This is a genomic window from Paraburkholderia sp. 22099 (assembly GCF_052045835.1).
Taxonomy (GTDB): Bacteria; Pseudomonadota; Gammaproteobacteria; order Burkholderiales; family Burkholderiaceae; genus Paraburkholderia; species Paraburkholderia terricola.
The window spans coordinates 128,695-148,652 of the sequence record NZ_JBQEPU010000004.1 but is presented as its reverse complement, the minus strand read 5'-3'; the positions used below and the strand labels follow the sequence as shown (position 1 = coordinate 148,652).

General features: G+C 65.0%; 17 protein-coding genes. 10 read left to right on the top strand and 7 right to left on the bottom strand.

Annotated elements, in window-relative coordinates:
* Positions 1 to 33: 33 nt before the first annotated feature.
* Complete coding sequence (locus ACTJLC_RS05965) at positions 34 to 903, top strand: NmrA family NAD(P)-binding protein (RefSeq protein ID WP_310315515.1); 870 nt, start codon at positions 34 to 36, stop codon at positions 901 to 903.
* Positions 904 to 1,017: 114 nt separating this feature from the next.
* Here ACTJLC_RS05965 and ACTJLC_RS05960 read toward each other — a convergent pair whose 3' ends face one another.
* On the bottom strand, positions 1,018 to 1,932 hold the full coding sequence (locus ACTJLC_RS05960) for a glutaminase (RefSeq protein ID WP_310315513.1): 915 nt from the start codon (positions 1,930 to 1,932) through the stop codon (positions 1,018 to 1,020).
* A gap of 146 nt (positions 1,933 to 2,078) precedes the next feature.
* Between ACTJLC_RS05960 and ACTJLC_RS05955 the strand changes: the two genes are divergently transcribed.
* Positions 2,079 to 2,831 (top strand): AraC family transcriptional regulator, encoded by a 753-nt coding sequence (locus ACTJLC_RS05955; protein ID WP_310315511.1) that lies wholly within the window; start codon positions 2,079 to 2,081, stop codon positions 2,829 to 2,831.
* A gap of 79 nt (positions 2,832 to 2,910) precedes the next feature.
* On the opposite strand, the gene ACTJLC_RS05950 is transcribed toward ACTJLC_RS05955, so the two are convergent.
* Positions 2,911 to 4,497: a DHA2 family efflux MFS transporter permease subunit gene (locus ACTJLC_RS05950; protein WP_073427456.1), complete on the bottom strand. Its 1,587-nt coding sequence runs from the start codon at positions 4,495 to 4,497 to the stop codon at positions 2,911 to 2,913.
* A 277-nt stretch (positions 4,498 to 4,774) separates the two neighbouring features.
* On the opposite strand from ACTJLC_RS05950, the gene ACTJLC_RS05945 reads away from it, so the two are divergent.
* The 3 genes from ACTJLC_RS05945 to ACTJLC_RS05935 all read left to right on the top strand — a co-directional run bounded on the left by ACTJLC_RS05945 (position 4,775) and on the right by ACTJLC_RS05935 (position 7,740).
* Positions 4,775 to 5,434: an alpha/beta hydrolase gene (locus ACTJLC_RS05945; RefSeq protein WP_073427457.1), complete on the top strand. Its 660-nt coding sequence runs from the start codon at positions 4,775 to 4,777 to the stop codon at positions 5,432 to 5,434.
* A gap of 188 nt (positions 5,435 to 5,622) precedes the next feature.
* Positions 5,623 to 6,675, top strand: coding sequence for a rod shape-determining protein (locus tag ACTJLC_RS05940; RefSeq protein ID WP_310315509.1), 1,053 nt, complete (start codon positions 5,623 to 5,625; stop codon positions 6,673 to 6,675).
* A 276-nt stretch (positions 6,676 to 6,951) separates the two neighbouring features.
* Positions 6,952 to 7,740, top strand: coding sequence for an alpha/beta fold hydrolase (locus ACTJLC_RS05935; protein WP_310315625.1), 789 nt, complete (start codon positions 6,952 to 6,954; stop codon positions 7,738 to 7,740).
* A 97-nt stretch (positions 7,741 to 7,837) separates the two neighbouring features.
* Here the strand turns inward: ACTJLC_RS05935 and ACTJLC_RS05930 are convergent, their stop codons facing one another.
* On the bottom strand, positions 7,838 to 8,239 hold the full coding sequence (locus ACTJLC_RS05930; RefSeq protein ID WP_073427460.1) for a hypothetical protein: 402 nt from the start codon (positions 8,237 to 8,239) through the stop codon (positions 7,838 to 7,840).
* A 782-nt stretch (positions 8,240 to 9,021) separates the two neighbouring features.
* Positions 9,022 to 10,323, bottom strand: coding sequence for an NCS2 family permease (locus ACTJLC_RS05925; RefSeq protein WP_310315504.1), 1,302 nt, complete (start codon positions 10,321 to 10,323; stop codon positions 9,022 to 9,024).
* Positions 10,324 to 10,759: 436 nt separating this feature from the next.
* Here ACTJLC_RS05925 and ACTJLC_RS05920 point away from each other — a divergent pair, with 436 nt between their 5' ends.
* Both ACTJLC_RS05920 and ACTJLC_RS05915 read left to right on the top strand, forming a co-directional pair.
* A complete protein-coding gene (locus ACTJLC_RS05920; protein WP_310315502.1) occupies positions 10,760 to 10,981 on the top strand; it encodes a hypothetical protein in 222 nt (73 codons plus the stop codon).
* Positions 10,974 to 11,366: a hypothetical protein gene (locus ACTJLC_RS05915; protein ID WP_310315500.1), complete on the top strand. Its 393-nt coding sequence runs from the start codon at positions 10,974 to 10,976 to the stop codon at positions 11,364 to 11,366. The genes ACTJLC_RS05920 and ACTJLC_RS05915 overlap by 8 nt, the downstream gene beginning before the upstream one ends.
* Before the next feature lie 173 nt (positions 11,367 to 11,539).
* On the opposite strand, the gene ACTJLC_RS05910 is transcribed toward ACTJLC_RS05915, so the two are convergent.
* The 3 genes from ACTJLC_RS05910 to ACTJLC_RS05900 form a co-directional block, all read right to left on the bottom strand.
* Positions 11,540 to 12,313, bottom strand: a complete 774-nt coding sequence (locus ACTJLC_RS05910) for a slipin family protein (protein WP_310315498.1) — start codon at positions 12,311 to 12,313, stop codon at positions 11,540 to 11,542.
* Positions 12,310 to 13,905 carry an NfeD family protein gene (locus ACTJLC_RS05905; RefSeq protein ID WP_310315496.1) on the bottom strand — a complete coding sequence of 532 codons (1,596 nt, stop codon included), beginning with the start codon at positions 13,903 to 13,905 and terminating at the stop codon, positions 12,310 to 12,312. The genes ACTJLC_RS05910 and ACTJLC_RS05905 overlap by 4 nt, the downstream gene beginning before the upstream one ends.
* Positions 13,906 to 14,014: 109 nt before the next feature.
* The gene (locus ACTJLC_RS05900; protein WP_374709830.1) at positions 14,015 to 15,190 is read right to left on the bottom strand and encodes an AraC family transcriptional regulator; all 1,176 of its coding nucleotides are present in this window, start codon (positions 15,188 to 15,190) and stop codon (positions 14,015 to 14,017) included.
* Between the two features lie 85 nt (positions 15,191 to 15,275).
* Between ACTJLC_RS05900 and ACTJLC_RS05895 the strand changes: the two genes are divergently transcribed.
* The 3 genes from ACTJLC_RS05895 (at position 15,276) to ACTJLC_RS05885 (ending at position 19,919) form a co-directional block, all read left to right on the top strand.
* On the top strand, positions 15,276 to 16,409 hold the full coding sequence (locus tag ACTJLC_RS05895; protein ID WP_073429274.1) for an acyl-CoA dehydrogenase family protein: 1,134 nt from the start codon (positions 15,276 to 15,278) through the stop codon (positions 16,407 to 16,409).
* Between the two features lie 200 nt (positions 16,410 to 16,609).
* Positions 16,610 to 18,301 (top strand): AMP-binding protein, encoded by a 1,692-nt coding sequence (locus tag ACTJLC_RS05890; RefSeq protein WP_310315494.1) that lies wholly within the window; start codon positions 16,610 to 16,612, stop codon positions 18,299 to 18,301.
* A gap of 61 nt (positions 18,302 to 18,362) precedes the next feature.
* Positions 18,363 to 19,919 (top strand): CoA-acylating methylmalonate-semialdehyde dehydrogenase, encoded by a 1,557-nt coding sequence (locus tag ACTJLC_RS05885; protein ID WP_310315492.1) that lies wholly within the window; start codon positions 18,363 to 18,365, stop codon positions 19,917 to 19,919.
* The last annotated feature ends 39 nt before the right edge of the window (positions 19,920 to 19,958 follow it).

The following is a 19,958-nucleotide window of genomic DNA, read 5'->3' as shown; positions in this document are numbered from 1 at the left end:
CACGGCATCAAGCCGTATTCAAGGAGAGCGACCATGTTTGCAATTACCGGTGTAACAGGGCAAGTCGGCGGCGCGGCGGCGCGCGCTTTATTAGACGCGGGGCATCCGGTGCGCGTCGTTCTGCGCGACAAAAACAAAGCGGCGCAGTGGACGAAGCGAGGCGCCGAAGTAGCGATCGCCTCATTCGAGGACGTCGACGCGCTCGCCGATGCATTCAGCGGTACGGCGGGCGTCTTCGCCATGATGGCGCCCAACTTCGCGCCGCAGCCGGGTTACCCGAGCGCCCATGCGGCCGCAGCCGTGCTGATCGAAGCGCTGACGAAGGCACGGCCACAGCGTATCGTGGCGCTGTCGTCGGTTGGCGGGCAGCGCGAGTCGGGCCTTGGCCTCATTACGCAAGTCCATATTCTCGAACAAGCGCTCGCGGATCTGCCGATTCCGACCGCGATCTTGCGACCGGCATGGTTCATGGAAAACTCGCTGTGGGACATCGCGCCGGCGCGCGAAACGGGCGTGATGCCGAGCTTTTTGCAACCGCTCGATCGCCCGTATCCGATGGTCGCCACCGCCGACATCGGCCGCGTGATCGCCGATACGCTCGCGCAGCCGTGGCAGGGCCGTCGCGTGATCGAGATCGAAGGGCCGCAGCGCTACACGCAGCTTGAGATCGCCGCGCTGCTGGGCGGCGTGCTCGGGCGCTCGGTCAAGGCTCAGGCGGTGCCGCGCGATCAGTGGGAAGCGCGCTTCCAGGCGCAGGGCACGGCGTGGCCCGCGCCGCGCATCGAAATGCTCGACGGCTTCAATTCAGGGTGGATCGATTTCGAGGACGGCGTGAACGAGCGGGTGATCGGCACCACCGCGTATCAGACCGTGCTGGCGGAACTGGTCAAGCGCGCGCAGTGAGCGAGGGATGAGCCGACGTTCGGCGGCGCGGTGGAAAGGCGCTCGCCTTGCGGCATCGCCAAGGGTTCGCGGCTGCGAGCCCCAATGCATCCGCGCCCCGCGCGCGGTTCGCCGTCAAAAAATCGACTGCCCCGTATAAGTCGTCAGCCATTCCAGCGCCAACACCCCCGCCAGCGAATTGCCGTTGCTATCCAATCCCGGCGACCACACGCACACCGCCATCTCGCCGGGCAGCACCGCGACGATCCCGCCGCCCACGCCGCTTTTCGCGGGCAAGCCCACGCGGTAGACGAAATCGCCTGCCGCGTCATACGTGCCGCAGGTCAGCATCAGCGCGGACAGGCGCTTGGCGGAACTGGTGTCGAGAATCCGCTCGCCGCTCGCGGGCGCCACGCCGTGATTGGTGAGAAACAGCGCCGCCTTTGCCAGTTCGACGCAACTCATCGAGATCGCGCACTGGCGGCAATACGCATCGACGACCACTTCCGGCGGCATTTCCATGTTGCCGAAGCTCGCCATGAAGTGCGCCATCGCGCGGTTGCGGTGCGCGTGCTGCAACTCCGACTGCGCGACGCGCGAGTCGTAGTCGATGCCGGTTTCGCCCGTCAGCCGCCGCATGAATTCAACCAGCGCCGTCTCGGCTTGCACGAAGCGGCGGCACAGCACGTCGGTGACGACGAGCGCGCCCGCGTTGATGAACGGATTGCGCGGCTTGCCCTGTTCGGCTTCGAGCTGGACCAGCGAATTGAAGGCGTTGCCGGACGGCTCGCGCCCCACGCGCTGCCATAGCGCGTCGCCGAGCAGCCGGAACGCCATCGTGCAGGCGAACAGCTTCGAAATGCTCTGAATCGAAAAGCGCGTGTCGGCCTGGCCGGTGCGAAATACCTCGCCCGACGCGGTGACGATCGCCATGCCGAAACTGTCGGCGGGCACATTGGCCAGTTCGGGAATGTAGTCGGCGACCTTGCCGGTGCCGAGATAAGGCTGCAGATCGCGATGGATCTGTTCGAGGATGGATGCGTAGTTCATGGGGCTCGGCTCGTTGAAGCCGCGATTCTACTGGCAAGCCGCGGCGTAGGGTTCGCCTTGCGTCGCCCTGGCGGGTTCGGGCAGCGGCTCCCCCGGCTATGCTAATCTTGCTGCCTTTCCTGCAACAACACGGCAAAACAGACACCATGATGGAAGCTTTTGATCCGGACGGCGTCGAGCATCCGGTATTCGTGATCGACCAGAATCACGACACGCTGGACGAGCCGTGGCGCGCCTATCGCCGCGCGCGGCTGATCCATGTGAACGCGGGCGTGCTGACCGCGCACACCGAAACCGGGCGATGGGTGGTGCCGCCGGGGCACGCGGTCTGGGTGGCGGCGAATGTGCTGCACCGCCTGTCCGCCGTCGGACCCGTGCGGCTCTATTCGCTGTACGCGGACGCCGAGGCGGCGCCGCTGCCCGTGCAAAGCGATGCGGTCGTACCCGACCGGCTGGTGGAAGCCTTGCTGATCGCCGCCGCCGATCTGCCGCACGATCAACCCTTCGACGAAGCGGCCGCGCGTCTCGTGCAAGTGTTGCTGGACCGCCTGCCGCGTTTGCGCGCCGCGCCGCTGAGATTGAACTGGCCGAGCGATCCGCGCACCCAGCGGATTGCCGATGCGCTGAGCGCCAACCCGGCCGAGCCCGCGATTCTCGAGGACCTGGCCGCGGCGGCGGGCGTGACGGCTCGCACGGCGGCGCGTCTGTTCGTCAAGGAGACGGGGCAGACCTTCGGCCAATGGCGTCAGCAATTGCGGCTGCTGGTCGCGCTGGAGCACCTCGGCGCGGGCGCGAGCGTCACGCGGGTCGCGCTCGACGTCGGCTACAACGACGTGTCGTCGTTTATCGCGGTGTTCCGCGATGCGTTCGGCGACACACCCGCGCGCTATTTCCGCTGACGCAAGCGCGACCATGCCGTTAGCGCGGCATGCGAGCGGGGGGACGCGACGCAAACGAACCCGAGCGGACACCTCGACATCAATGCGCGCCCGCCGCGTCCGGTCCGCCGCCACCCTTGGCCGGCCGCGTGATCCAGATCAGCGGAATGATCAGAATGAAGATGATCGCCGACACATAGAAGATGTCGTTCAGCCCCATCATCGCGGCTTGCGTATTCACGGTGAAATCGAACAGCGCATGCGCTGATTGCGGGTTCAGATGCAGCAGCGACTGCGTCGAGTCGATCTGCTGGTTGAACAGCGGGTTGTCGATCGTGGCGCGCTCCGTGAGTCGCGCGTGATGCAGCACCGTGCGGTTGTTCCATTCGTTGCCGGCGATCGAGGTGCCCACCGCGCCGCAAAACACGCGCACGAAATTCGACAGGCCCGCCGCCGCCGGAATCTTGTGCGGCGGCTGGCCGGACAGAATGATCGCGGTCAGCGGCACGAAGAACAGCGCCATCGGAATGCCTTGCAGCAGCGTGGGAATCACGAGGTGCCATGTGTCGATCTCGATCACGTACTTCGAGCGCATGTAAAACACGATCGCGAAACCGACGAACGCGAGCGTCGCGATCACGCGTGCGTCCGAGCGCGGCAGCACACGACCCAGCACCGGCGCGAGCAGCACCGCGAAGATGCCGAGCGGCGCGGTGACGAGACCCGCATCCACCGAGCGGTAGTTCAGATACTCCTGCATCCATTGCGGCAGCAGCACCAGGTTGCCGAAGAAGACGCCGTAAGCCACCGAAATCGCAATCGTGCCGCCGAGGAAATTGCGCTGCTGAAAGAGCCGCAAATCGACGATCGGATGGTCCTCGGTCAGTTCCCACACGAGGAAGAACGAGAAGCTGATCAGCGCGGTGATGCCGAGAATCACGATCACCGGCGACGAGAACCAGTCGAGGTCCTTGCCTTTGTCGAGCATGATCTGCAGCGACGCCACCCACGTAATCAACAGGCCGAGCCCGACCACGTCGATGGGCGGCTTGCGGGTGGGCGACTCGCGGGTGCGATAGATCATCCACGTGACGCCCGCCGCGAACAGTCCGACCGGAATGTTGATGTAGAAGATCCACGACCAGCTATAACTATCCGTGATCCAGCCGCCGAGCGCCGGGCCCGCGATCGGACCGACGGTCGCCGTCATCGCCCACAGCGAGAGCGCGGTCGACGCTTTCTCCTTCGGATACGAGCCGAGCAGAATCGCTTGCGACAGCGGAATCAGCGGACCGGCCACCGCGCCCTGGAATACCCGCGCGACCAGCAGGATCGGCAGCGTGGGCGCGATGCCGCACAGCCACGAAGCCAGCACGAACATCAGGATCGCGCCGACGAACAGCTTCACCTGGCCGACGCGCTGCGTGAGCCAGCCGGTCAGCGGAATCGACACGGCGTTGGCGGCGGCGAACACGGTGATGACCCATGTGCCTTCGTCGACCGAGACGCCGAGATTGCCCGAAATGGTCGGGATCGCGACGTTCGCGATCGACGTGTCGAGCACGTTCATGAAGGTGGCGAGCGCCACGGCGATGGTCGCCAGAACCAGTTGCCCGCCCTTGAGCGGCGGCGGTGGCGCGGGTGGCGCAGGTGGTGGGGAGGCGGGCACGGAAGTCGGCTGGCTCAAACGGTTTCTCCGATCGGGACGCTGCGAATGTTCTGCGTGACTGGGCCGTTCACCGCCCACGGCATGCTGCATGCGCGGTCGGCGGGTCCGTCGAATGCTCGCAAAAGCATACCTGTATTCAGGTTTTGGCGTCGTCGGCGCGGGCAGGCCGGAGGGCGGAACCCGGCGCGGCAGCGTATGCTCGCGGGTTGGGCCGCATGAAGCGGGCACGCGCGGCTGCATGCCGCGACACGAAGAACCGTCACGAACCACGAATCGACACGAACAGGGAGCGGATATGAGCTGGGAGCAATTCGAACATGGCTGGCGGCGCGCGCCGGCGGCTGCGCCTGCCAAGGCGTTGGTGGTGCTGATGCACGGCGTCGGCAGCAATGCGCGCGATCTGATGCCGCTCGCGGACATCTGGAGCGAGAGCCTGCCCGATGTCGCATTCACGTCGCTCGACGGCACCGACGCGTTCGACGGCGGCTTCGGCGGACGCCAGTGGTTCAGTCTGCGCGACATCAACGAGGGCAATCGCGAGACGCGCGTCGCGGCCGCCTATCCGGCATTGCGCCGCATGCTCGAAGCCGAACTCGCGCACTGGCAGTTGCCTTTCGGACGGCTTGCGCTCGTCGGCTTTTCGCAAGGTTCGATCATGGCGATGCATCACGTGGCGACCAGCGCCGAGGGCGCGGCCGGCGTCGTCGCGTATTCGGGGCGGCTCGCCTCGGTGATCGTCGCGCAGAACGGCACGCCGCTCACGCTGATCCACGGCGAGGAAGACGAAGTGATTCCGGTGCAGGAACTGGAATCCGCCGCCGACGCATTCCACGGCGCCGGCTACACCGTCGACGCCTACGCGTTGCCCGGCATCGGCCACACGATCAACGCGGACGGTGTCGCGCTCGGCCAGGCGGCGCTGGCGCATACGGTGGGCGCTTTGTCGCGCGACTGACACGGCCCTGAATGAAAGAAGGCCTCAAGATATTTATCTGCTTGTCGTTAACTGCTCATTAGCATGAAAATCACCCCCGCCGCGCGGACCGCGCAACGCCCACGAGGCGCCACGCGGCTCGGGTGACCGGGGGCGCATTTTTCCAGACTGCCCGGCAAGGGCGGATAACGACACAACAGAGCCTTCCTATGGCCAGACCGACGCCGCATTACCCGCTTTTCGATCGACTGTTCCGTCATTCCGTGGCGGTGGACCTCGGTACGGCCAACACCCTCATCTATACCGACGACGGCGGCATCGTGCTGAATCAGCCGTCCGTCGTGTGTTTTCAGAAAGAGCCCGCTGCCGGGCAAAAGCGCGTGGCGGCCGTGGGCGTCGAGGCGCGCCAGCTACTCGGCCGCGCGCCGCGCAACCTCGAAGCCGTGCGGCCGATGCGCCACGGCGTGATCGCCAACTTTTCCGCCGCCGAGCACATGATCCGGCAATTCGTCGACATGGCGCGCCCGCGGCCGCTCTTCAGCCGCCGCGCCGCGTTCACGTTGTGCGTGCCGGCGGGCGCGACCCAGGTCGAGCGGCGCGCGATCAAGGAAGCGGCCGTCGCGGCCGGCGCGTGGAAGGTGAGCCTGATCGGCGAGTCGCTCGCGTCGGCGCTCGGCGCGGGCTTGCCGGTGTCGGAGGCGACCGGGTCGATGGTGGTCGACATCGGCGGCGGCACCACCGAGGTCGGCGTGATTGCGCTCGGCGGCATGGCCTATAGCGGATCGATTCGCGTGGGAGGCGACAGCTTCGACATGGCGATCGTCAGTTACGTGCGCAATCTGTACGGCGTGCTGCTCGGCGAGCAGACGGCGGAGCACGTGAAGAAGAGCATCGGTTCGGCCGTGCGAGACGTGCGGCTCGAGCACATGAATGCGACGGGCCGCAGCGTCGACGACGGCCTGCCGCGCACGGTTCAGTTGAGCAACCACGATATCGCCGATGCGATCGAAGGGCCGCTGCGCCAGGTGATCGGCGCGGTGAAGCGCGGGCTGGAAATGACGCCGGCCGAGCTGGTGACCGACATCGCGCACAACGGCATCGTGTTGACCGGCGGCGGCGCGCTACTCGGCAACCTGAGCCGTCGCCTGAGCAATGAAATCGGACTGGAGGTGCGCGTGGCCGATGAACCGCTGACCTGCGCGGTGCGCGGTGCCGGCACGGCGGTGGCCGCGGGTTTGCTCGACGAGCTTGCTTACGAATGATCCGGCGCGGCGCATTTCATGTCACGGGCGCCGGGAGCCATGAACGCGGGAAACCGCGCGCGATATGAGCCGCCACCGGGATTAATGGCCGTGTGACAATACGCGTCGCGTCCGCCTTCAGGAATGCGTGCGCGCTTTCTTTCCAGATCATGTCCAGTCGGCGCCGCTGTAATCAGGCGCTGCCGCGCCGTCCGCGAACCATCCGTGAATCCATCTGTTCCCGCTTCGTCCCCGGCGTCATCGTCGTCTTTCGTCGAACTGCGAAGCGGCTTGCGCATGCCTTACGTGGAAGCCGGCGAGGGCGAACCGCTGCTGTTCGTGCACGGCTCGCTGTGCGACTACCGCTACTGGCAGCCGCAACTCGCGGGACTGTCGAAGCATTACCGCTGCATCGCGGTGAGTCTCACGCATTACTGGCCGGTGACCGACACCGGGCCCGATCTGCCGTTCAGCTGGAGCGAGCATGCCGACGAAGTGGCCGAGTTCATCGACCGTTTCGGCGCGGGACCGGCGCACGTCGTCGGACATTCGCGCGGCGGCTGCATCGCGTTTCATTTCGCGCGGCGCCATGCTCAGCATGTGCGCACGCTGACGCTCGCCGATCCTGGCGGGCCGCTGCAGATCGCGGGACGGCCGCCCGCGCGCATGCCGGAAACGGTCAACGCATTGCGTGCGAAAGCGGCGCAACTGATCGACGCGGGCGAGGTGGACGCGGGCTTGCAACTGTTTGTCGACTCGGTGAGCCGGCCGGGTTTCTGGGCCATGAGCACGCCGGGCTTTCGCCGCATGGCGACCGACAACGCGCACACGCTGGCACGGCAATTCCGCGATCCGTTGCCTGCCTACGTGCCCGAGGAAGCGGCCGAAGTGCGCTGCCCGGTTCTGCTGATCGACGGCGAAAAGAGTCCCGACATGTTCCGCCGTACCGCGACCGCGCTGCAATCCTGGCTGCCCGATGCCCGTCGCGAAACAGTGCGCGGGGCGTCGCACGGCATGAACCTCGCGCATCCGTCGGCGTTCAATCGCTACGTCGACGAGTTTATTCGCGCGATGAGCGGCAGGTGACAGAGAGGTATGTCGCCGGGGGAGCCCGGGGTTCGCGCTGGCGCGGCGGAAACCTTCACACGAGTCTCTGCACATTCGGCGCTTACCCTGACGAACCTCAAGCCTTGCGATGCGCGTCCTTGTCGAGCGCCACTTCCGCTGCTTCGCCGACGAGCCCGTGGTAATACAGGTGCACGCCGATCGCGAGCGAGTCGTTGCGAATTTCGTGGAAGGCTTTCCATGCCTTCACCGGATCCTTGAACAGCAGATAGTGCGCTTCCTGCGAGATGAGATCCGCCACTTCATGCAAGCCGTGGCCGTGCAACACGTTCACGAGCGCATCGAGACTGCGGTGAGTGCGCGCGTCCGTGCGCGGATAAAGCATGTGCAACACCGCCACGTCTTGCGTCTTCAGCGCCGCCGACAACGCGACGACGATGTCCTGATGATTCAGCGCGGTGACGATGCTGTCGTCGCTATGGACGTGATCGGGAAACAGCGTTTCGAGAGAGGCGTTCATGTGGTTTTCCTGTTCTTCTGGCTGATTAAAAAAGCCCGCCGCAGGACGGCGGGCCAAAGACAGCGATGTGTTTGCAGGGGAAGCAAAACACGGATTCAGTATCGCAGAAGCGGGGCTGCTGACGCAGGCTGGCTGGAGCAAAACATTGTTGCAGTTCGTGGGCTGGCTTTCATTTGGCTGGCGGTTTGGGGTGGTTTTTTTTTTGCCTGCGCGGCGCTGTTGGTGGTGGTGTTGCTGGGTTGGCCTTTCCTTGCTTTGTTAGTGGTCTATTGGCGTTGCCCCTGTGCGGGGCGGCACCTACTTTCTTTGCCGCCGCAAAGAAAGTAGGCAAAGAAAGCGGCTCACACCGCCAGCTTTGAAGCGGGTCCCCTGGCTTGGAGGGGGTAGTGGTGCATCTGGAATCCGTGTTCTCGCACACTCCGCGCTCGTGACAAGGCAGTCATGCTTCCCGCCTCGCACTGCGTGCTTGCCGGAACGGTCTGCTTAAAACCCAGGGCTTCGCTTTGTGACGCGGGTTCTCCGCTTCGCCTCGGCGCGGCGCTGGAGTCGGTGTTCTCGCGCATTCGGCGTTCGTGACAAGGCAGTCATGCTTCCCGCCTCGCACTGCGTGCTCGCCGGAACGGTCTGCTTAAAACCTGGGGCTTCGCTTTGTGACGCGGGTTTTCCGCTTCGCCTCGGCGCGGCGCTGGAGTCTGATGCGTCGTTTGTGTTTGCCGTTGGTTCAGCGAGGCTGACGGCATGGTGAGGCGCGCGGCAAGTCGTCAGCTTTCGTGACCGCGCGCTTATTCGCTGCCGAGATAAAAATAGCGGAACAGAAAAATCGCCGCGATGATCCACACCACCAGCTTTACCTTGCGTGCCTGGCCCGTCAGCAGTTTCAGTCCGGCGTAGGAAATGAATCCGAATGCGACGCCGTTGGCGATCGAGTAGGTGAACGGCATCAACAGCGCAGTCAGCGCGGCCGGCACGACTTCGGTGGCGTCGTCCCACGGCAGGTCGAGCATTTCCCGCAACATCAGGCACGACACGTACAGCAACGCCGGCGCGGTCGCGTAGCCGGGCACCACGCTCGCCAGCGGCGCGAAAAACAACGCCGCGAGAAACAGCACGGCGACGGTGATCGCGGTCACACCCGTGCGGCCGCCCGCTTGCACGCCCGACGCGCTTTCGATGTACGCCGTGGTCGAAGACGTGCCCAGCATCGAGCCAGCCAGAATCGCCGTGCTGTCCGCGAGCAGCGCGCGGTTCAGCCGGTGCATCTTGCCTTCCACGAGCAGCCCCGCGCGGTTGGCGACGCCCATCAGCGTGCCGGTCGCGTCGAACAGTTCGACAAGGAAGAACACCAGGATCACGTTCAGCACGCCGGTGGAGAGCGCGGCGCGTATGTCGAGCTGGAACAGCGTCGGCGAAATGGACGGCGGCGTGGAGACGATGCCGTGGAACGCGTTGCCGCCGAAGAAAAAACTCAGTACCGTCACGCCCACAATGCCGATCAGGATCGCACCGCGCACCCGCAGATAGTCGAGCGTGACGATCGCGAAGAAGCCGACCGTCGCGAGAATCACGTGCGGGTTGTGCAGATCGCCGAGCGTGACGAGCGTGGCCGGGTTGCCCACCACCACGCCCGCCGTCTTCAGCGAAATGATCGCGAGGAACAGGCCGATGCCGCCGGTAATCGCTATGCGTATCGAATGCGGAATGCCGGTGACGATCGCTTCGCGCACGCGAAACAGCGTGACGACCAGAAAAAGGCAGCCGGAAATGAACACCGCGCCGAGCGCGGCCTGCCACGTAAAGCCCATGCCCTTGACGACGGTGTACGCGAAGTACGCGTTCAGGCCCATGCCGGGCGCGAGCGCGATCGGGTAATTCGCGTAGAGACCCATGATCAGCGAGGCGAGCGCGGCCACGAGGCAGGTCGCGACGAACACCGAGTCTTTCGGCATGCCGGCGTCGCCGAGAATGGCCGGATTGACGAAGATGATGTAGGCCATCGTCAGGAAGGTGGTGACGCCGGCGAGCACTTCGGTGCGTAAGGCCGAGCCGGATTCCGTAATGCCAAAGTAACGGTCGATCTTGTTCATTGCTTGCATTCCCCCACGAGTCCCCAAAAGCTTAGTCGCAACGACGCCACCTGATGGGTCGAAATTAAATGACGGGCGAAAAAGAACACATGTTGCGTAGGTTTGTCAACAAAGCGTTTGCGCTCGGAATTCTTTGAGCGGATCAACGGCGCTAGCGAATACAGTTACGACAACGTTGGGCGGCCAGTTCGGATCACGACAACTCCGCATCCGGCGACTATCGCTTCACCCGGAGTGATCCAGTCGTTTGTCTACGACGCGCGGGGCAATGCTACCGGTATGAGCGACATGCCGACCATGGACAGCATAGGGGCGAGCGCATTCGATGCGATCAGATCGGATGGCGTGACGCGCGCGTATGGCATGGCCTACGACGCGTTTAACCGGCTTTCGTTCGTGCAGATGTATGAGGCGGACGTGCTGGTAGGACAGTGGAATGTCACTAGTGAATGTGCATGCGATCATCGCCGAGCAGGAGATTCCTGACGGCACCAGGATGATCGCGCGTGACGCCGCTCACCGTGTTCTGTACGGTTACAACCCGACAGGTGATTTTTATATTCACTCCGAGTTGGCGCCATCCGGCCCCCCCGTTAACGCTCTTGATGGATACGTGTGTGGAACGAAACTTGAAGCAGCACGAGCGCCGATTGCTTGAATTCATTCTGGAGGTGAACAAGCCACTCTACCCCGATCAATCAGGTCGCTGGAAAGCTCAACTTGAGGGTTGTAGCGTTCACGAAGTCTACGTGCCGCATTGCTTGCGAATCAGTCATGCGGGTGCGGCTCTCAAATCTGAAGGGCGCAGTCGCAGGCTGGGGTATGAACTCGTCGGCATTGATGAGGGCGTGCCGGTGCTCATATACGTGATTACCGAAGAGGCGGACGAGGGATTCGTCCTGGACATCTTTTCCGTTGACCGTCTCGACGGCGAACCTCTTGTCACGTACCCGGAAGCGGGCGACACATTGATGATTGTGGACGGGAACAGACGCGTTGGCGGGGCAGACCTTCGCCACGTATATGGCGGATTTGATTCGTAATATGTCGCTGCCATGGAGCCTCGCAATGCAATAGTTTCGTAGCCTGTACATGGCGCTTCAAAGTCTCGGAGCAGCACATCGACTACATGAGCACGACGGTGCTGCATCAGCTCGACGTGGGACGCTTCGGGACTTCTGCTCAATGACGCTGACGCGAGCGGAGAGCCGCGGCTTCACGGGGCCGGCGGCTTCCCAAACCGCTCCATCACCGCGCTCAACAAATCGATCGGCAGCGGAAACACAATCGTCGAATTCTTATCCGCGGCGATCGTCGTGAGCGTTTGCAGATAGCGCAACTGCATCGCCTGCGGTTGCCGCGACAGCGTCTGCGCCGCCTCCAGCAGATGCTGCGAGGCCTGCAACTCGCCTTGCGCGTGAATCACCTTGGCGCGCCGCTCGCGCTCGGCTTCCGCCTGGCGGGCAATCGCGCGGATCATTGTTTCGTTGATGTCCACGTGCTTGATTTCGACGATCGACACCTTGATGCCCCACGCGTCGGTCTGGGCGTCGAGCACTTTCTGGATGTCGGTGTTCAGTTGCTCGCGCTCCGCGAGCAGTTCGTCGAGTTCGTGCTTGCCGAGCACCGCGCGCAGCGTGGTCTGCGACAACTGGCTGGTCGCCTCGAAGAAACGCGCCACCTGAATCACCGCTTTCTCGGGATCGACCACGCGGAAATACACCACCGCGTTGACCTTCACCGAGACGTTGTCGCGCGTGATGACGTCCTGCGGCGGCACGTCGAACACGACGGTGCGCAGATCGATGCGCACCACCTGCTGCACCACCGGAATGATCAGCACCAGCCCCGGCCCCTTGACCTTCCAGAAGCGCCCGAGCATGAACACGACGCCGCGTTCATACTCCCGAAAAATCCGTATCGACGAAGCAATCAGCGCGGCCACCAGCAGAATCAGAATGCTGCTGAAGCCGAATGTGAAACCGATCATGAGCGTTCTCCTTGTTGTAGCGTTTCAACGGGCTCGACCGTCAGCGTCAGTCCGCGCCGCGCGGTGACGCGCACCATTTGCCCTGCCGCAAGCGGGGCCGTGCTGGACACCCGCCAGCGCTCGCCATGCACGCGCGCCCAACCGGCCGGCGTGCCGCCTGTCCCGGGCGTCGCGCCGGGCTCCGCCAGCAGACCCTCGTCGAGCACCACGCCGATATTGCCGATCAGGGCCTCCGAACCGCTCACCACGGGCCGCCGCCGCGCGTGCAACGCGAGCCGCGACACGCCCAGCACGAACAGCAGGCTGAACACGGCGACCGCCGCGATCATCGGCAGCGGGATGCCGTAGCCGGGCACGTCGGTGTCGATCAGCATCAGCGCGCCGATCACGAACGCGACGATGCCGCCGAAGCCGAGCGAGCCGAAGGTCGGCAGAAATGCCTCGCCGATCAGGAACGCAATGCCGAGAAAGATCAGGCCCAGGCCGACGTAGTTGACCGGCAGCATCTGCATCGCGAAGAGGCCGAGCAGCAGACTGATCGCGCCGACCACACCCGGCAGCACGAAGCCCGGATTGGCGAATTCGAAGAAGAGCCCGTACATGCCGAGCATCAGCAGCACCAGCGCGACGTTCGGATCGGTGATGACCGCGAGAAAGTGGCTGCGCCAGTCGGCTTCGAGCGTCGCGACGGCGGCGTTGGCGGTGCTGAGCGTGACGTTGCCGGCGCTCGTGACGAGCGTGCGGCCGTTCAGTTGGCGCAGGAGGTCCGGTACGTCGCGCGCGTTGAGATCGACCACGTGCTGCGCGAGCGCATCGGCGGCCGACAGGCTCACGGCTTCGCGCACCGCGCGCTCGGCCCAGTCGGCGTTGCGCCCGCGCATTTGCGCGAGGCCGCGAATGTACGCGGCGGCGTCGTGGACCTGCTTGCGCAGTTCGGTGGACTGCGTGTCGAGCGGCAGTGCGGCGCTGGCCGCGCTGGCCGCGCTTGTGCCGCTGGCGCCGCTGGCAGGGGCCGCCGCCGAGGGTTTCGACGCACCGTCGCCGCCCCCGATGCCGGGCAGGCCCGGTGCGCCGCGGCCCCCCGGCGGCTCCGTGCCGCCGATGCCTACCTGGATCGGCGTCGCCGCGCCGAGATTGGTGCCCGGCGCCATCGCCGCGATGTGGCTGGCATAAACGATGTAGGTGCCGGCGCTCGCGGCGCGCGCGCCGCTCGGCGCGATGAAGGTGGCGACCGGCACCGGCGAGCCGAGAATCGCCTTGATGATCTGCCGCATCGACGTATCCAGGCCGCCGGGCGTATCGAGTTGCAGCACGGCGAGTTGCGCGTGCTCGTCGGCGGCGCGTTGCAGGCTGCGCACGATGAAGTCGGCGCTGGCCGGACCGATCGCGCCGCTCACCGGAATCACCACGACGCCATGGGGCGCGGCCGCGGCCCGCAGCGGCGGCGCGGCGCTTTCGAACGACGCGAAGCCAAAGGCCAAAAGCGCGGCTAGCGCGGTCATGCCGCGCATCAAGCGGCCCACGGCTCCGCCACGGATAAGCGAAGGACGCGGACCGGATTGCCGGAACGGGAGACGCGGATACGTGCTCATCGCTGACGGCTGCCGCACCGGGTCTGACGAGGCTGATCGAGGATGTTCGAGGCCGATCGACCGGCGCGGGCCGATACCTCCAGAAGAAGGCTGGCCTGCTTTTAACAGCTTAGTCCGATTCCGCGCGCCGCGTGAAGTCCGCGCGCGCCAACCGATAATCGGTCGGCCGCATGCCCGTCCATTTGCGAAACGCGCGATGGAACGCGCTCGGTTCCGCGAAGCCCACTGCGGCGGCGATGTCCGCGATCGTGCGGTCGGTATCCTGCAACTCGCCGATTGCGATGTCGCGCCGCAAGTCGTCCTTGATCGATTGATACGTATAGCCTTCCTGTTTCAGACGCCGCCGCATGGTTGCCTCGGCGACGTGCAGGCGCGCGGCCATCTGGTCGGCGGCGGGCCAGCCGGCCATCGGCAGCGCGCGCAGCAGCTTGCGCACGCGCGCGGCGAGCGAGCCGGGATTGCGGTACTTGACGACAAAACTGCCGGGCGCGTCGCGCAGGAACGGTTTGACCGACTTGCCCGTCTGGATCACGGGCAGATCGAGAAACGCGGGGGAGAGGTCCACATACGACTCGCCTTGGCCGAACGTCATGTGATCACAGAACATGAGCCGGTATTCGTGCGCGGCCGGCGGCTCGGCGCAGCGAAAGCGCGCCTCGATCAAGGGAATGCGCCGCCCGACCAGCCAGCACAGCAGGCCGTAGACGAGGATGAACCACGTTGCATAGGCGAACATGGTCGGCGGCTTCGTGCCTTCGCGCTCCGTGAAGCGCAGCCGCACCCGTTGGGCGTCCGTTTCGATCAGCACGCCGAGGTCGTCCAGCACCAGCCGCATGAAGCCGACCGCGCGCGCGAGCGCTTGCGCGCCGTTGCGCGCGGTCAGCGCGGTTTGCGTCATCGCGATGAAGCTGCCGCTTTTCATGCGATGTGAATCCTGGCCGAGGAATTCGTCGTCGAGCCCACGCGCGATGCCGGCCCACAGCGCGCCGTATTGCGCCGACGATACGCGGCTTTTCGGCGATGCGAGCATCGGCGCCGCGATGCCGGCCGCTTCGGCGAGCGGCAGCGTATCCAGACCGCGTGCGCGCGCCAGTGCCAGGGTTTCCTCTACCAGGCTGACCGAAATCGTGCCTTTATCGTTTTTTGGATGTTTCATGCGTATCTGGCAAATGCGCTCAACGTTTGGCTGGTGGCGATTCGCGAAGCCCTTGAAAGACGGCGCGAATCTTCGTGGCATCGTACCAGCATGGCAAATGCGCTCAGCCAGATTGAGCGGGCTGAGCATCGAACCCGCCTGTCGGCTTCCCTACACTGGCCCTGAGACGACCGCACGCAATGCGATCAGCCGCACAGGACAGGACACGCGCCTCATGGACAGCTTCTACACCGACGAGCAACGGATGATCCGCGACGCCGCTCGCGACTTCGCGACCGAGCGCCTCGCGCCGCACGCGGCGCAGTGGGACCGCGACGCGCGATTGCCCGCCGATGTCGTCACGCAGATGGGCGAACTCGGCTTTCTCGGCATGATCGTGCCGGCCGAGTGGGGCGGCTCGTACACCGACTACGTGGCTTATGCGCTCGCGCTCGAAGAGATCGCCGCCGGTTGCGCCGCCTGCGCGACGCTGATGAGCGTGCACAACTCGGTGGGCTGCGGGCCGATCCTCAACTTCGGCAGCGACGCGCAAAAAGACCGCTATCTGCAAGACCTCGCCACCGGCCGGTGCATCGGCGCGTTCTGCCTGACGGAGCCGCAAGCCGGGTCCGAGGCGAACAATCTGCGCACGCGCGCCGTGCTGCGGGACGGCAAATGGCTGCTCAACGGCAGCAAGCAGTTCGTGACCAACGGCGCGCGCGCGGACCTCGCGATCGTGTTCGCCGTCACCGATCCCGATCGCGGCAAACGCGGCCTGTCCGCCTTCATCGTGCCGACCGATACGCCGGGCTTCAACGTCGGCAAGCCGGAGCACAAGCTCGGCATTCGCGCTTCCGACACCTGCCCAATTTCCCTCGACGATTGCGCCGTGCCCGAAGCCAATCTGCTCGGCGAACCGGGCGAAGGCTTGCGCATCGCGCTATCGAATCTGGAGGGCGGGCGCATCGGCATCGCCGCGCAGGCGGTCGGCATCGCGCGGGCCGCGTTCGACGCCGCGCGCCGCTATGCGAGCGAGCGCGTGCAGTTCGGCAAGGCGCTGAAGGATCATCAGACCATCGCCAACATGCTCGCCGACATGGCCACGCGCCTGAACGCCGCGCGGCTGCTCGTGCATCACGCGGCGCGGCTGCGCTCGGCGGGCAAGCCGTGTTTGTCGGAGGCGTCGCAGGCCAAGCTGTTCGCGTCGGAACTGGCCGAGGAGGTCTGCTCGAACGCGATACAGATTCACGGCGGCTATGGCTATCTCGAGGACTACGCGGTGGAGCGCCACTACCGCGACGCCCGCATCACGCAGATTTACGAAGGGACCAGCGAAGTACAGCGCATGGTGATAGCGCGGCATGTTTAGCGCGATCGTGGCGGAGTTTGAGAGCAGAATAGGCTGCGGATGGAGAGTGTGGGCAAGGTAGAAGCGGACGCATACCGCGCCACCTAACGCCATATTCATGGGATCGGAGCGCGCTGCGTGGGACCGGAGTAAGTGCTGAAGCACTAACTCCGGATCGACATAAGCGCTGAAGCGCTAACTCCGATCGACAGGAGACAAGGATGACCACGGCGCAACCCTTTTTCGACGCGCGCGATCTGCTATTGCGCCATCGAACCGACTACGACCGCGCATACCGCGAATTCGCGTGGCCCGCATTAGGCGAGTTCAACTGGGCGCTCGATTACTTCGACGTAATCGCCCGCGACAACCACAACCCCGCGCTGTGGATCGTCGACGATCCCACCGGCGACGGTCTGCGATTGTCCTACGCGCAGATGTCCGAGCGTTCCGCGCGCATGGCGAACTTTCTGCGCGGCGTGGGTGTCGCGCGCGGCGATCGTCTGCTGCTGATGCTGCCGAACCGCGTCGAGCTATGGGACGTGATGCTCGCGGCGATGAAGCTCGGCGCAATCGTGCTGCCCGCCACCACCCAGCTTTCCGCCGACGACGTGCGCGACCGCGTGCAGATCGGCGGCGCGAATTTCGCGGTGGTCGATAGCGCCGAGTCGGCGAAATTCGACGCGCTCGACGTGCCGCTCACGCGCATTTCAGTCGGCACGCCGCGCGACGGCTGGATCGATCTGGCCGCGGCCTATGACGCATCGCCGCAATTCACGCCCGACGGCGTCACGCGGGCGAGCGATCCGATGCTGCTGTACTTCACCTCGGGCACCACGTCGAAGCCCAAGCTGGTCGAGCATACGCACGAGAGCTATCCCGTCGGGCATCTGTCGACGATGTACTGGATCGGTCTGCAACCGAACGACGTCCATTGGAATATCAGTTCGCCGGGCTGGGCCAAGCACGCGTGGAGCTGCTTCTTCGCGCCGTGGAATGCGCAGGCTTGCGTGTTCGTGTTCAACTTCGCGCGCTTCGTGCCGAAAGATACGCTCGACGCGCTGGTGCGTTTCAACGTCACCACGCTGTGCGCGCCGCCAACCGTATGGCGCATGCTCGTTCAGGAGCCGCTCGCCGACTATCCGGTCAAGCTGCGCGAGATCGTCGGCGCGGGCGAGCCGTTGAATCCCGAGGTCATCGAACGGGTCAGGCACGCGTGGGGCATCACGATTCGTGACGGCTTCGGCCAGACCGAGACCACCTGCCAGATCGGCAATTCGCCGGGCCAACCAGTCGTGCCGGGGTCGATGGGACGTCCGCTGCCAGGCTACAGGATCGAACTCCTCGACGCCGACGATCAACCCGTCACCGAAGGCGAAATCGCGCTGACGCTGGCCGAGCGTCCGCTGGGTTTGATGACGGGCTACGCGAATAACGCGAGCGCCACCGCGCAAGCGATGCGCAACGGCTTCTATCGCACCTCCGATGTGGCGCTGCGCCGCGACGACGGCTATTACGTGTACGTCGGCCGCGCCGACGACGTCTTCAAATCGTCCGACTACCGGCTGAGCCCGTTCGAACTAGAAAGCGTGCTGATCGAGCACGAGGCGATCGGTGAAGCCGCGGTGGTGCCAAGCGCCGACGCGCTGCGCCTGGCGGTGCCCAAAGCGTTCGTCACCGTGCGCCAGGGCTACGAAGCCGGGCCCGAACTGGCGCGCGCCGTGTTCGCGTTCTCGCGCGAAAAGCTCGCGCCATACAAGCGGATTCGCCGTCTGCAATTCAGCGAACTGCCGAAAACCATCTCCGGCAAGATTCGCCGCGTCGAATTGCGGCGCCGCGAAATGGAACGCGAGGCCGAGCCCGCGCGTCTGCCAGGCGAGTACTGGGAAGAAGACTTCCCGGATCTGCGTTGATTTTTCATTTCCATCGAGTCACTGTCCGGCCGCCGCGCGGCCATCGCACAGGAGTTCCAGCATGAGCGCAATAGCTTCGAACAACGCCGGGCGCGAGGTTGCCGCCAATGCCGCCGCAACCGCCATCGCGACCGTCAAGCTGTTGATCAACGGCGAGTTCGTCGAATCGAAAACCACCGAATGGCGCGACATCGTCAATCCCGCCACGCAAGAAGTGCTGGCGCGCGTGCCGTTCGCCACCGCCGACGAAGTGAACGAAGCGATCCGCTCCGCGCATGCCGCGTTCAAGACCTGGAAGGACACGCCGATCGGCGCGCGCATGCGCATCATGCTGAAGTACCAGGCGCTGATTCGCGAGCATATGCCGCGCATCGCCAGGACCTTGAGCGCCGAGCAGGGCAAGACGATTCCCGATGCCGAGGGCGATATCTTCCGCGGTCTCGAAGTGGTCGAGCATGCGTGCTCGATCGGCAGCTTGCAGCAGGGCGAATTCGCGGAGAACGTGGCGGGCGGCGTGGATACGTACACGCTGCGTCAGCCGCTCGGCGTCTGCGCCGGCATCACGCCGTTCAACTTCCCCGCGATGATCCCGCTGTGGATGTTCCCGATGGCGATCGTCTGCGGCAATACCTTCGTGCTGAAGCCGTCCGAGCAGGACCCGTTGTCGACGATGCAACTGGTTGAACTCGCGCTCGCAGCGGGCGTGCCGAAGGGCGTGCTGAACGTCGTGCACGGCGGCAAGGAGGTGGTCGACGCGCTCTGCACGCACGAAGCGGTGAAGGCGATTTCCTTCGTCGGTTCGACGGCGGTCGGCACGCACGTCTATCGCCTTGGCAGCGAACACGGCAAACGCGTGCAATCGATGATGGGCGCGAAGAACCACGCCGTCGTCCTGCCCGATGCGAACCGCGAGCAAACCTTGAATGCGCTGGCCGGCGCGGGCTTCGGCGCGGCGGGGCAGCGCTGCATGGCGACCTCGGTGGTGGTGCTGGTCGGCGCGGCGCAGCAGTGGTTGCCCGATCTGGTCGCCAGGGCGAAAGCGCTCAGGATCAACGCGGGCAGCGAGCCGAATACGGACATCGGCCCGGTGGTCTCGCGCGCGGCGAAGCAGCGCATTCTCGGCCTGATCGAAGCGGGCGTGAACGAAGGCGCGACGCTCGCGCTCGACGGCCGCGGCGTGAAGGTGCCCGGCTACGAGGAAGGCAATTTCATCGGCCCGACGGTTTTTACCGGCGTCACGACCGCAATGGAAATCTATCGCACGGAAATTTTCGGGCCGGTGCTGCTCGTGCTGAACGCCGCCACGCTCGACGACGCAATCGAACTCGTCAACCGCAATCCGTTCGGCAACGGCGTCGGCCTCTTTACGCAAAGCGGCGCGGCGGCGCGCAAGTTTCAGAGCGAGATCGATGTCGGCCAGGTCGGCATCAACATTCCGATTCCCGTGCCGGTGCCGTTCTTCAGCTTTACCGGCTCGCGCGGTTCGAAGCTCGGCGACCTCGGTCCCTACGGCAAACAGGTCGTGCAGTTCTATACGCAGACCAAGACCGTCACAGCGCGTTGGTTCGATGACGACACGGTCAACGACGGCGTGAACACGACCATCAGCCTGCGCTGATCGCTCGGGTTCATTGCTTTGCATGGGACAGGAGACGGC